The sequence below is a fragment of the Leifsonia virtsii genome, assembly GCF_030433675.1.
Classification (GTDB): domain Bacteria; phylum Actinomycetota; class Actinomycetes; order Actinomycetales; family Microbacteriaceae; genus Leifsonia; species Leifsonia virtsii.
Map to the genome: position 1 here is coordinate 444898 of NZ_JAROCB010000001.1, position 12636 is coordinate 457533.

The 12636-nt window shown below is 69.7% G+C and carries 11 protein-coding genes; 9 read left to right on the forward strand and 2 right to left on the reverse strand.

Features of this window, described 5'->3' with window-relative positions; translation table 11 throughout:
* Window positions 1-166 precede the first annotated feature (166 nt).
* On the forward strand, window positions 167-460 hold the full coding sequence (locus P5G59_RS02155; RefSeq protein ID WP_039920738.1) for a DUF4193 domain-containing protein: 294 nt from the start codon (window positions 167-169) through the stop codon (window positions 458-460).
* 11 nt (window positions 461-471) lie between these two features.
* Here P5G59_RS02155 and P5G59_RS02160 read toward each other — a convergent pair whose 3' ends face one another.
* Window positions 472-918 (reverse strand): DUF3093 domain-containing protein, encoded by a 447-nt coding sequence (locus P5G59_RS02160; protein WP_301215542.1) that lies wholly within the window; start codon window positions 916-918, stop codon window positions 472-474.
* Between the two features lie 39 nt (window positions 919-957).
* On the opposite strand from P5G59_RS02160, the gene dut reads away from it, so the two are divergent.
* The 5 genes from dut (at window position 958) to acnA (ending at window position 8279) form a co-directional block, all read left to right on the forward strand.
* Window positions 958-1416 (forward strand): dUTP diphosphatase, encoded by a 459-nt coding sequence (dut, locus tag P5G59_RS02165; protein WP_301215544.1) that lies wholly within the window; start codon window positions 958-960, stop codon window positions 1414-1416.
* Window positions 1413-2087: a DUF3710 domain-containing protein gene (locus P5G59_RS02170; RefSeq protein ID WP_301215545.1), complete on the forward strand. Its 675-nt coding sequence runs from the start codon at window positions 1413-1415 to the stop codon at window positions 2085-2087. Before dut ends, P5G59_RS02170 begins: the two co-directional genes overlap by 4 nt.
* Before the next feature lie 9 nt (window positions 2088-2096).
* Entirely contained in the window at window positions 2097-2927 is an 831-nt protein-coding gene (locus tag P5G59_RS02175; RefSeq protein WP_301215546.1) for a DUF3159 domain-containing protein, read from the forward strand.
* 22 nt (window positions 2928-2949) lie between these two features.
* Complete coding sequence (locus P5G59_RS02180) at window positions 2950-5325, forward strand: cation-translocating P-type ATPase (RefSeq protein WP_301215548.1); 2376 nt, start codon at window positions 2950-2952, stop codon at window positions 5323-5325.
* Between the two features lie 140 nt (window positions 5326-5465).
* Window positions 5466-8279, forward strand: a complete 2814-nt coding sequence (acnA, locus tag P5G59_RS02185) for an aconitate hydratase AcnA (RefSeq protein ID WP_301215550.1) — start codon at window positions 5466-5468, stop codon at window positions 8277-8279.
* A 55-nt stretch (window positions 8280-8334) separates the two neighbouring features.
* Here acnA and P5G59_RS02190 read toward each other — a convergent pair whose 3' ends face one another.
* A complete protein-coding gene (locus tag P5G59_RS02190; protein ID WP_301215552.1) occupies window positions 8335-8946 on the reverse strand; it encodes a hypothetical protein in 612 nt (203 codons plus the stop codon).
* A 275-nt stretch (window positions 8947-9221) separates the two neighbouring features.
* Between P5G59_RS02190 and dxs the strand changes: the two genes are divergently transcribed.
* Genes dxs through P5G59_RS02205 form a run of 3 tightly spaced genes read left to right on the forward strand, consistent with a single transcriptional unit; the run spans window position 9222 to window position 12615 of the window.
* A complete protein-coding gene (gene dxs / locus P5G59_RS02195) occupies window positions 9222-11180 on the forward strand; it encodes a 1-deoxy-D-xylulose-5-phosphate synthase (protein ID WP_301215554.1) in 1959 nt (652 codons plus the stop codon).
* Between the two features lie 56 nt (window positions 11181-11236).
* On the forward strand, window positions 11237-11638 hold the full coding sequence (locus P5G59_RS02200) for a MerR family transcriptional regulator (RefSeq protein ID WP_175336309.1): 402 nt from the start codon (window positions 11237-11239) through the stop codon (window positions 11636-11638).
* Window positions 11635-12615, forward strand: a complete 981-nt coding sequence (locus P5G59_RS02205) for an aldo/keto reductase (protein WP_301215557.1) — start codon at window positions 11635-11637, stop codon at window positions 12613-12615. The genes P5G59_RS02200 and P5G59_RS02205 overlap by 4 nt, the downstream gene beginning before the upstream one ends.
* The last annotated feature ends 21 nt before the right edge of the window (window positions 12616-12636 follow it).

The window sequence follows — 12636 nt, forward strand, 5'->3', positions numbered from 1 at the left end:
TGCCACGGGAACACAGGCATTCCGGGGAATAGCGCGGGCGTGCCGGAAGTTGCACATCCAGCAATCGCTGAGAGGCTCCTGAACGGTTTTGCTATTCGGGGGCTATTGATGCAAACTATGGCCGCCGATTGCGAGAATCGGCCGTTACGACGAGAAGTGGATGGGCATGGCAACGGATTACGACGCACCGCGGAAGACCGAGGACGACTCCGAGTCGATCGAGGCCCTCAAGGAGCGTGTCCCGGACAAGATGTCGGGGGTCGTCGACGTCGAAGACGCTGACAACCCCGGCGGATACGAGCTCCCCGGTGCCGACCTCTCCGACCTCGACCTCGATGTCGTGGTGCTGCCTCCCCAGGCTGACGAGTTCACCTGCGTGAACTGCTTCCTGGTGAAGCACCGCTCTCAGATCGACCACGAGTCCAAGCTCGGGCCGATCTGCGTGGAGTGCGCCGCCTGACGACAGGTCGACTAGGAAGCGAGGCGAGCCTCATCGAGAACCCGGACCAGCTGGTCCGGGTTTCTTGTCGAGAGGAGCCAGTACGGCGCCGGGTCGTCCGCGTCCAGCACCGGCACCTTCACGACCGGCTTGATCCAGCCGCGGATGAGCAGCCAGGCCCGCGCGTCGAGCCGCCGCCCGCGCTCCAGCACCGCGTCGTCGCCGCGGTACGCGGTGGGCTCGCCGGTGAGCGCGAGCGGGATGCGGGCGCTGCCGGCGACCAGCTCGTCCTTCGTCACCCGGATCGTCGGGGCCGTGGCGACCAGGAAGACGGCCCAGGCGGCGTAGATGGCGATCGCCAGCACGATGCCGATTGTGAGGTTGATCGGGGCGAACACGAGCATCACGGCGGGGATGACGAGCAGCGTGGAGATGAACAGCCAGGGTGTCGCCCACAGTCGTTCGCGGTAGAGGTCCATGCCCTCTATTCGATCAGACTTCTGCACTAGCCTCGACACGTGACCGATACCGTCGACGTCCCCATCATCGCCACGTTCCCGCCCGCCTATGCGCACCCGGGCGACGCCGGGGCCGACCTGTCCGCGGCCGAGGCGGTCACGCTGGGTCCCGGGGAGCGGTTCACGATGCCGACCGGCGTGTCGATCGCGCTGCCCGACGGATACGCGGCGTTCGTCGTCCCGCGCAGCGGCCTGGCGATGCGCCACGGCCTCACCATCGTCAACGCGCCGGGCACGGTGGATGCGGGCTACCGCGGCGAGATCCGGGTCACCCTCCTCAACACGGACAGGTCGATGCCGTACGATATCGCCGTCGGCGACCGGATCGCCCAGCTGATCGTCATGCCGGTCACGCGAGCCCGGTTCATCCCCGTCGACACCCTCCCGGACAGCCACCGCGGCACCGCGGGCTTCGGCTCGTCCGGGTACACCGTGACCGAGGCAGGAGAACACGCGTGAGCGACACCAGCGACACCCCTCGCGGGGCCGACCGGGGCGCCGAGCTCGAGCAGCAGACGGCCGAGGCCGAAGAGTTCGAGAAGTCGGCGCCGGAGGACCGCGCCACCGAGGGGCCGCTCGACGAGAGCGAGGCGAACCCCGTTCGCCCGTACGTCGACCTGGGCGGTGTGAAGATCCTCCCGCGCGAGGGCCTGCACCTGCGTCTGGAGGTCGAGGAGGAGTCGCAGCGCGTCGTCGCCGTCGGCCTCGACTACGCCAACTCGACGCTGCAGGTGCAGCCGTTCGCCGCGCCGCGCTCGAGCGGGCTGTGGCACGAGATCCGCGAGCAGATCACCGACCAGATCCAGCGTCAGGGCGGCCGGGTGTCGGAGCGCGACGGCGCGTTCGGGCCGGAGCTGGTGGCCGAGATCCCCGTGGCCGCGGAGCCGAACGGCGCTGTAGAGACGCGCGTCGCGCGCTTCGTCGGCGTCGACGGGCCGCGCTGGTTCCTCCGCGGCGTCATCGCGGGCGACGCGGCGGTGAAGCCGGAGGCCGCGGCCCTGGTCGAAGACCTCTTCCGCAGCATCGTGGTCGTCCGCGGCTCGGTGCCCATGCCCCCGCGCGACCTCATCCCGCTGCGCATGCCGACCGCTCCGACGGCCGGCAACGAGAACGACTACTCCTCTCTTTAAGGCGTCACCATGACCGATCAGGACCGGCCGGACCCGACGACCGGCGGACCGCAGAGCGGCACGCCCACGGCTGGCGAGCCCGCAGCGGGCGAGCCCGCGGCGGATGCTGCGGCCGCGGATGCGACGCCGGGACTCGGCGAGAGCATCGCCGCGGCCGCGCGCCGCTCCGGCCTCGGGCAGCTGACCGAGAGCGACGACGCGTCGACCGGCGCCGCGCTGCTCGGCGCGCTCGGCGGAGTGCGCGGACTGCTGGAGACGATCCTCCCGGGGCTCGTCTTCCTCATCCTCTTCACCTTCACGCAGAACGTGCCTCTCTCGATCGTGGCCTCGGTCGCAGTCGCGGTCGTGTTCACGGTCGTGCGCATCGTCGGCAAGACGCCGGTCACCCAGGCCATGGCCGGCCTCATCGGCGTGGGCATCTCCGCGATCCTTGCGCTCATCACCGGCCGCGGGGAGGACAACTTCCTGCTCGGGATCTGGACCAACGCCGCGTACGCCGCTGGCATCCTGATCTCCATGCTGGTGCGGTGGCCGGTCATCGGCCTGGCCGCGGGCTACCTGATGGGCGACGGTGTGGCCTGGCGCAAGGACAAGCGGAAGTTCCGCGTGATGCAGGCGCTGACCTTCCTCTGGTTCCTCCTGTTCGCCGCGCGGCTGGTCGTGCAGGTGCCGCTGTACCTCGCGCACACAGACGCCGCCACGAGCGCGCTGGCGCTCACCAAGCTGCTGATGGGCGTGCCGCTGTACGCGCCGCTGCTGCTGGTGACCTGGTTCGTGGTGAAGGGCCAGTTCCCGCAGAAGCCCGCCGAGGGCGCCCGACGGACCACGTCGGCGGGGTAGAGCGGGCGCACGAGGGGGACGGATGCCGGAGGTGGGGACGCGCGACGGGCTGACCGCCGCTGAGGTGGCCAAGCGTGTCGCCGACGGCCGCGTCAACACCCAGACCCAGCCGAGCTCGCGGTCGCTCGGCGACATCCTGCGCGAGAACATCTTCACGCTGTTCAACGGCATCCTCACCGCCTGCTTCGTCGCGGTGCTGCTGCTGGGCGACCTGCGCGACGGGTTCTTCTTCGGCATCGTCGTCGTCAACGCGCTCATCGGCATCGTGCAGGAGTACCGCGCGAAGCGCGTGCTCGACCGCGCCGCGCTGCTGGCCGCGCCGCACAGCCGGGTGCGCCGCGACGGCCAGGCCGTGACCGTCGCGCTCGAAGACGTGGTGATCGACGACCTGCTCGTGCTGCGGCCGGGCGACCAGATCCCCGCGGACGCCGTCGTGGTGGAGAGCACCGGGCTCTCGCTCGACGAGTCGATGCTGACGGGGGAGTCCGACCCGGTGTTCAAGGACGAGGACGCCCTGCTCCTCTCCGGCTCGCACGTCGTGACGGGCACCGGCCTCGCGCTGGTGACCGCGGTGGGCGCCGACTCGTATGCCAGCCGCCTGACCAGCGAGATCCGCAAGCACTCGCTCGTGCGGTCGGAGCTGCGGGAGGCGACCAATCGCATCCTGGTCTACCTCTCGTGGGTGCTCGGGCCGCTCATCCTGGTGACGCTCGTCGGCCGGGTGCTCACCTACGGCGGGTTCTCCGAGGTGTTCGTCGACGACCGCTGGCGGCGCGCGCTGCTGGACGCGGTCGCGGCGGTGGTCGGCATGATCCCGGAGGGTCTTGTCCTGCTGACCAGCCTCGCCTTCGGGGTGGCGGCCATCCAGCTCGCCTCACGCAAGGTGCTGGTGCAGGAGCTCGCCGCGGTCGAGGTGCTCGCCCGCGTCGACGTGCTGTGCCTCGACAAGACCGGGACGCTGACCACCGGCGAACTCGACCTGCACGGCATCGAGCCGCTGTGCGCGCCCGCGGGGGAGGAGCTCGCCGAGATCGCCCTCGCGGCCTTCGGGTCGGACGAGGCGGGCAACGCCACCTCGGGCATCCTCGGCTCGCGGTTCCGCAGCGACCGGTTCCGCGTGACGCGCCGCATCCCGTTCTCCTCCGCCACCAAGTACAGCGCCCTGACGATGACGGTGGACGGCGAGGAGAGCTCCTGGGTGCTCGGCGCGCCGGAGCGCGTGCTGGAGGCGCACCCCGATCAGCTCGCACGGGCAACGGAGCTCGCTGCGAGCGGCCTGCGCACCCTGGCGCTCGCCCGCGCTGTCGACCCGCTGCCCGCAGAGGTGCACACGCCGCTCAGCGGGACGCGCGTCGAGCCGGCCGAACTCGTGCTGCTCGCCGAGACCCTCCGCCCGGAGGCGCGCGACACGCTCGGCTACTTCCGGGAGCAGGCGGTGCGGGTCGTCGTCATGTCCGGCGACAATCCGGTCACCGTCGCGGCCATCGCGCGGGAGCTGCAGCTGGAGGGTGAGGCGGTGGACGCGTCCACGTTGCACACCGACGAGCAGCTGGCCGACGCGCTGGAGACGGCGAGCGTGCTCGGCCGGGTGAGCCCGGACCAGAAGCGCGCGGCCGTGCGGTTGCTCAAGGAGCGCGGCAGGACGGTCGCGATGACCGGCGACGGCGTCAACGACGCGATGGCGGTGAAGGACGCCGACCTCGGCATCGCGATGGGCACCGGCACCGCGGCGACCAAGGCGGTCTCGCGGGTGGTGCTGCTCGACGACCGGTTCGACCGGCTGCCGGATGTGCTCGCGTCCGGGCGCCGGGTCATCGCCAACGTGGAGCGGGTGTCGAACATCTTCCTGGCGAAGACGACGTACGGCATCCTGCTTGCGCTCGTGAGCGCGGTGGTGCTCTGGCCGTTCCCGTTCCTTCCGCGGCAGCTGACGCTGGTGTCGACGCTCGCCATCGGCATCCCGTCGTTCTTCCTGGCGCTCGCGCCCAACAAGCGCATCTACACGCCGGGGGTGCTCGGCCGCATCCTGCGCTACTCCGTGCCGACCGGCCTCATCGCCGGGGCGACCGCGATCGTGGCGTACGCGCCGCTGTACCGCAGCGTCCCGCTCCATGAGGCGCGCAGCGTGACCACAGTCGCGCTGTTCTGCGTCTCGCTGTGGATCCTGTGCGTCCTCACCCGGCCGCTGACCGGAGCCCGCTGGCTGCTGCTCGTGGCGGTGGCAGCGGCGTTCGTGCTGGTGTGCTTCATCCCGTTCACCGCGTCCTTCTTCGAGATGCATGTCGCGCTGGATACAGCCCTCGCCTGGGGTGTGCTCGTCGGGGCCGCCGGGGCGGTGGGCGTGGAGCTGTTCTACCGGTTCGCCAAGCGGCGCGGCCTGGTCTTCGACCGGCTCTGAGCGTGGTAGATTTATCTCGACGTCAAGATACTTTCCGTTCACGGTGAATTAGGCTTACCTTGCTGGAAAGGCGCTTCGACGGACGACGAAGATGGACGAGGCGTGCGTGGACATCGCCTGCCGATGAAGGAGAGGGCATTGTGGCTGCTGTGAACAGCTTCGGCGCGAAAAGGGCGCTGACCGTCGGGGATCGTGACTACACGATCTTCGGAATCGACACCGTCGAGGGGTACCAGCGACTGCCGTTCAGCCTCAAGGTGCTGCTCGAGAACCTGCTGCGCACCGAGGACGGCGCCAACATCACCGCCGACCACATCCGTGCGCTCGGCGGCTGGGACCCGGCGGCCGAGCCGGACACCGAGATCCAGTTCACGCCCGCCCGCGTGATCATGCAGGACTTCACCGGCGTCCCCTGCATCGTCGACCTCGCCACCATGCGCGAGGCCGTCTCCGCCCTCGGCGGCGACCCCAAGAAGATCAACCCGCTCGCCCCGGCCGAGATGGTCATCGACCACTCCGTCATCGCCGACCTGTTCGGCCAGCCGGACGCGCTCGAGCGCAACACCGACATCGAGTACGAGCGCAACGGCGAGCGCTACCAGTTCCTCCGCTGGGGCCAGACCGCCTTCGACGACTTCAAGGTCGTCCCGCCGGGCACCGGCATCGTGCACCAGGTCAACATCGAGTACCTGGCACGCGTCACCATGACCCGCGAGGTCGACGGCGAGCTGCTCGCCTACCCGGACACGTGCGTCGGCACCGACTCCCACACCACCATGGTCAACGGCCTCGGCGTGCTCGGCTGGGGCGTCGGCGGCATCGAGGCCGAGGCGGCCATGCTGGGCCAGCCGGTCTCCATGCTCATCCCGAAGGTCGTCGGCTTCAAGCTGACCGGCGCCATCCCGACCGGTGTGACCGCGACCGACGTCGTGCTCACCATCACGCAGATGCTGCGCAAGCACGGCGTGGTCGGCAAGTTCGTCGAGTTCTACGGTGCAGGCGTCGCCGAGGTCCCGCTCGCCAACCGCGCCACCATCGGCAACATGAGCCCGGAGTTCGGCTCCACCGCCGCCATGTTCCCCATCGACGACGTCACCCTCGACTACCTGCGCCTCACCGGCCGCAGCGAGGAGCAGGTGAAGCTCGTCGAGGAGTACTCCAAGGCGCAGAGCCTGTGGCACGACCCGGCGAACGAGCCCGTCTTCAGCGAGTACCTCGAGCTCGACCTCTCGACGGTCGTCCCGTCGATCGCCGGCCCGAAGCGCCCGCAGGACCGCATCGAGCTGAGCCACGCGAAGGACCAGTTCGAGAAGGACCTGGTGGACTATGCGGACGTCTCGCACGACCTGGTCGACCTGACCATCGCCGAGTCGTTCCCGGCCTCCGACCCGGGCGAGCTGCAGCCGGAGGACGCGCGCAGCACCCACCAGCACAGCCACCACAGCCACGCGCCGAAGGCCGCGTCGAACCCGACGCCGGTCACGCTCAAGGAGAACGGCGAGGACTTCGTCCTCGACCACGGCGCCGTCGCCATCGCGGCCATCACCTCGTGCACCAACACGTCGAACCCGTCGGTCATGCTCGCCGCGGGCCTCCTCGCCCGCAACGCGGCGAAGAAGGGCCTCAAGGCCAAGCCGTGGGTCAAGACCACGCTGGCCCCGGGCTCCAAGGTCGTCACCGACTACTACGAGAAGGCGGGCCTGACGCACGACCTCGAGGCCCTCGGCTTCTACACGGTCGGCTACGGCTGCACCACCTGCATCGGCAACTCGGGCCCGCTGCTCGACGAGATCTCCGAGGCGGTCAACCAGAACGACCTCGCCGTCACCGCGGTGCTCTCGGGCAACCGCAACTTCGAGGGCCGCATCAACCCCGACGTCAAGATGAATTATCTGGCCAGCCCGCCGCTGGTCATCGCCTACGCGCTCGCCGGTTCGATGAACTTCGACTTCGAGGTCGACCCGCTGGGGCAGGACTCCGAGGGCAACGACGTGTTCCTGAAGGACATCTGGCCGGACGCCGCCGAGGTGCAGGAGACGATCGACTCCTCCATCAACGAGGGCATGTTCGTGCACCAGTACTCCTCGGTCTTCGAGGGCGACGAGCGCTGGAAGTCGCTGCCCACCCCGACCGGCTCCGTGTTCGAGTGGGACGAGAAGTCCACCTACGTGCGGAAGCCCCCGTACTTCGACGGCATGACGCTCGAGACGACCCCGGTCACCGACATCGTCGGCGCCCGTGCGCTCGCCAAGCTGGGCGACTCGGTCACCACCGACCACATCTCGCCCGCCGGCTCCATCAAGGCGGACAGCCCGGCCGGTCGGTACCTGAACGAGCACGGCATCGACCGCAAGGACTTCAACTCCTACGGCTCGCGCCGCGGCAACCACGAGGTGATGATCCGCGGGACGTTCGCGAACATCCGACTGAAGAACCAGCTGCTCGACGGCGTGGAGGGCGGCTACACCCGCGACTTCACCCAGCCCGACGCCCCGCAGTCGTTCATCTACGACGCCTCGCAGAACTACCAGGCTCAGGGCACCCCGCTCGTCATCCTCGGCGGCAAGGAGTACGGCTCCGGCTCGTCGCGCGACTGGGCGGCCAAGGGCACCAGCCTCCTCGGTGTCCGCGCGGTCATCACCGAGAGCTTCGAGCGCATCCACCGCTCGAACCTCATCGGCATGGGCGTCGTCCCGCTGCAGTTCCCGGCGGGCGAGTCGGCCGACTCGCTCGGCCTCGACGGAACCGAGGTCTTCTCGATCACGGGCCTCGAGCAGCTGAACGAGGGCACCACGCCGAAGACCGTGCACGTGGTCGCCGAGCCCAGCGAGCACTCGCCGGCCGGCAAGCAGACCGTCGAGTTCGACGCCGTCGTGCGGATCGACACCCCCGGTGAGGCGGACTACTACCGCAACGGCGGCATCCTGCAGTACGTGCTGCGCAGCCTCGTCTGAGCGGTCCCTGCCGAACCTGAGCCCCCGGTCGTCGCGTGAAGCGGCGGCCGGGGGCTCAGTTGGTCCGGGCGAACTCGGGCCAGTCGGCGTAGAAGTCGTCGAGCGCCGGCGAGAGCGGCTCGTGCTCGACGAACCAGCGCCGGGCGGTGGGGCTGATGCTGTTGAGCACATCGCGCATCGCCTTGCGCTTGCCGCGGAGGTCGAGGGCGAAGACGGGTTCGTGGTGGGCGATGCGGTTGCGGAAGTCGGACACGATCGCAACCGATCGCGCGATCTGGTCGACTCGGACTCCTTGGCGGTTGGCGAACGCGTGCTGGAGGGCTTCATCCCACAGCGCCTGCTTCCAACGGTGTCGCTTCGATGGCAGCAGATTGCGCCACACACCGAACGTGATCTGAGCGATCACATCGTCGTGCGTCGGCCGCCGACGGCCCCGGACTGCTCGAGCGGCGTCGAGGCCGGCTCTGCGGAGGCGGTCGGCCGGAATCACGGAGGCCAGCAGGCGTCCAGGCTCGAATGCCCACTCCGGTGTTCCGTGCACCGACTGATTCCACGTCCGCAGCTCCCGATCGAGCGCATTGCGGAGCATCACCTCGAAATAGTGGACCGCTGCATGGGCCACTCCGCTGATCTGAGCGTTGGCGCGATACAGCTCGAGCGCCCGCACCTCGTCGCCCGCATCGCGCGCGGTACGTCGCGATGCGCGGTTCGCTCAAATAGGTCACGATCGCCGCCGTCATGCCGCGAGCGTAGTAATCTTCTGCTCAGGACGCCGGCAACACTAACGGCGTCACGCTCTCAGCGGCCCGGGTTCTCCCGGGCCGCTGTGCTTAACCGCACGCCCTTGCGGACAGCATCCGGTCGGCGGGTCGGAAGTCAAGGGGAGGCCCGGAATGCGCCGTTCTGAGCCTCTCTTCATACCCGCGCGCCTAGACTCGGAGCATGGGCATCCTCGAGACGATCCACGGTCCCCGTGACCTCGACCGGCTGACCGAGCAGGAGCTCGTGCAGCTGGCCGCAGAGGTCCGGGCGTTCCTCGTCGCCAACGTCGCGAAGACCGGCGGCCACCTCGGGCCCAACCTGGGCGTCGTCGAGACGACCATCGCCATCCACCGCGTCTTCGACTCGCCGCGCGACGCCATCGTGTTCGACACGGGCCACCAGTCGTACGTGCACAAGCTGCTCACCGGGCGTCAGGACTTCTCGCGGCTCCGGCAGCGCGGCGGCCTGGCGGGCTACCCGCAACGGTCGGAGTCGGAGCACGACATCGTCGAGAGCTCGCACGCCTCCTCATCCCTGTCGTGGGCGGACGGCATCTCGCGCGCCTTCGAGCTGACCGGCCAGAAGGATCGGCACGTGATCGCGGTCGTCGGCGACGGCGCCCTCACCGGCGGCATGACGTGGGAGGCGCTCAACAACATCTCCGACGACAACAACCGCCGGCTCATCATCGTCGTCAACGACAACGGCCGCTCGTACGCCCCGACGATCGGCGGCATGGCGCGCTTCCTCAACACCGTCCGCACGCGGAAGAGCTACCGCAACCTGTACCTCACGTCGCAGCGCGCGTTCGACAAGCTGGGCACGCCCGGTCGGTCGTTCTACCGCGGCGTGCGCGGCGGCCTGCACGGGTTCCTCAGCCGGTTCTCCAACAACGAGGCGCTGTACTCGAACCTCGACATCAAGTACATCGGCCCGGTCCACGGCCACGACATCGAGGCGATGGAGGAGGCGCTGCGCCAGGCGAAGAACTACGGCGCGCCCGTCATCGTCCACGCGATCACGCAGAAGGGCCGCGGCTACGAGCCGGCCCTGCGCGACGCGGCCGACCAGTTCCACTCGGTCGGCCAGATCGATCCGGAGACCGGTGAGCCGACGGAGGGGTCGAGCAAGCCGTCCTGGACCGGCGTCTTCGCCGATGAGATCGTCCGGCTCGCCGAGCAGAACCCGAAGATCGTGGGCATCACCGCGGCCATGCTGCGCCCGACCGGGCTGCACAAGCTGGCCGAGCGGTTCCCCGAGCGGGTGCACGACGTCGGCATCGCCGAGCAGCACGCGGCGACGAGCGCGGCCGGCCTCGCGTTCGGCGGCCTGCATCCCGTGGTCGCCATCTACGCCACCTTCATGAACCGCGCGTTCGACCAGGTGCTGATGGATGTCGCCCTGCACAAGGCCGGCGTCACCTTCGTGCTCGACCGCGCCGGTGTGACGGGTCCGGACGGGCCCAGCCACCACGGCATCTGGGACCTCGCCATCCTGCAGGTCGTCCCCAACATCCGGCTTGCCGCGCCGCGCGACGGCACCCGGTTCCGGGAGGAGCTGGCGGAGGCCGTGGCGGTCGACGACGCGCCGACCGTGCTGCGCTTCCCGAAGGGGTCCGTGCAGCCGGACATCGACGCCGTGCGCCGCCTCGACGACGGCGTGGACGTGCTCCGGGAGGGTGAGCGCAAGGACGTGCTGCTCGTGACGGTCGGCCCGATGGCCGACCTCGGGCTCAAGGTCGCCGACCGGCTGGCCGCGCAGGGCATCGGCGCCACCGTGGTCGACCCGCGCTGGGTCGTCCCGGTGCCGAAGAGCATCCTGTCGCTGGCCGCGGAGCACCGGATCGTCGTCACGATCGAGGACGGCATCCGGGTCGGCGGCATCGGCACGCGCGTGCGGCAGGACCTGCGCGAGGCCGGCATCGACACGGCCGTCGACGAGCTCGGCCTGCCCGACGCGTTCATCGACCACGCCTCCCGCGACCAGATCCTGGAGGACGCCGGCCTCACCCCGCAGAAGATCGCGCGCGACCTGGTGGCCCAGGTGCTCGGCAGCCGCGTCCCGATCGCGCGCCCCCTGCCCGACGACTCCGCGGTGCCCGACGACGCCCCGGCCCCGGTCAAGAAGCGCCGCGCCTGACCCACGGCTCCGGGGGCGGTTGACTTGGAGTGCGCTCGAAGTTCTACTGTGGCGATATGACCGACACACGAACGGCGATGTCGATCTCCGACGTCGCCGAGCGGACCGGGCTCACCACCCACACGCTGCGCTACTACGAGCGGGAGGGGCTCATGCTCACCCCGGTCGGGCGGGCGTCGTCCACCCATCGCCGCTACACGGAGGCCGACGTCACCTGGGTGACGTTCCTCACCAAGCTGCGGTCGACCGCCATGCCGATCGCGACGATGCGCGAGTACGTCGTGCTCGCGCGGCAGGGCGACGGCACGCAGGCCGACCGGCTGGAGCTGCTGCTCCTGCACCGGATGGCCGTGGTGCGGCAGCTGGAGGAGATGACGGCGAGCCTGGCGGCCATCGACTACAAGATCGACCTGTACCGGCGCAACGTCGGCCTGGTCACGGAAGGGAACGACGCATGAAGACGATCGCACTGGGAACGGAGAAGCTGGAGGTCTCGCAGCTGGGACTCGGCTGCATGGGGATGTCCGCCTTCTACACGGGAGCCGGGTCCGACGAGGCGGGCTCGATCCGCACCATCCACCGCGCGATGGACCTCGGGGTCACGTTCTTCGACACCGCCGAGATCTACGGTCCGTACGCGAACGAGGAGCTGCTCGCGAAGGCGTTCGCCGACGGCCGTCGCGACCGCGTCGTCATCGCGACGAAGTTCGGCACCATCCTGCACCGCGGGAACGGGGAGCGCGGCCTGGACGGCTCCGCGGAGAACGTGCGCCTGTCGGTGGAGGGGTCGCTGAAGCGGCTGCAGACCGACCACATCGACCTGTACTACCAGCACCGGATGGACCCGGGCACCCCGGTCGAGGAGACCGTCGGCGCCCTCAAGGAGCTGATCGAGGAGGGGAAGATCCGCCACTACGGCCTGTCGGAGGCCGCACCGGAGACCATCCGCCGGGCGAATGCGGTGCACCCGGTGACGGCCATCCAGACCGAGTACTCGTTGTGGACGCGCGACCCCGAGGCCGAGGTGCTGCCGACCGTCCGCGAGCTCGGCATCGGCTTCGTGCCGTACTCGCCGCTGGGCCGCGGGTTCCTCACCGGGACCATCCGCTCGCTCGACCAGCTGTCGGAGGACGACTTCCGCCGGTTCAACCCGCGCTTCGAGGGCGACAACCTGGAGACCAACATCCGGATCGTGGAGCAGGTGGACGAGGTCGCCCGCGAGGCGGGCGCCGCGCCCGGTCAGGTGGCGCTCGCCTGGCTGCTGTCGAAGGGCGACGACATCGCCCCGATCCCGGGCACCACGAAGGTGGCGAACCTGGAGCAGAACGTCGCCGCGACGGAGCTGGTGCTGACCGAGGACCAGCTGGCCCGGCTCGACGCCATCGCCGCACCTGTGGGCGACCGCTACCCGGACATGTCCGGCGTCAACCGCTGACCCGTCCATCCGTGGGACGCA

Coding starts and splice junctions, on each gene's coding strand:
- P5G59_RS02200 (WP_175336309.1), top strand. CDS start 11,237: ATGACCGACACACGAACGGCGATGTCGATCTCCGACGTCGCCGAGCGG.
- P5G59_RS02205 (WP_301215557.1), top strand. CDS start 11,635: ATGAAGACGATCGCACTGGGAACGGAGAAGCTGGAGGTCTCGCAGCTG.
- dxs (WP_301215554.1), top strand. CDS start 9,222: ATGGGCATCCTCGAGACGATCCACGGTCCCCGTGACCTCGACCGGCTG.
- P5G59_RS02175 (WP_301215546.1), top strand. CDS start 2,097: ATGACCGATCAGGACCGGCCGGACCCGACGACCGGCGGACCGCAGAGC.
- P5G59_RS02180 (WP_301215548.1), top strand. CDS start 2,950: ATGCCGGAGGTGGGGACGCGCGACGGGCTGACCGCCGCTGAGGTGGCC.
- P5G59_RS02155 (WP_039920738.1), top strand. CDS start 167: ATGGCAACGGATTACGACGCACCGCGGAAGACCGAGGACGACTCCGAG.
- P5G59_RS02160 (WP_301215542.1), bottom strand. CDS start 918: ATGGACCTCTACCGCGAACGACTGTGGGCGACACCCTGGCTGTTCATC.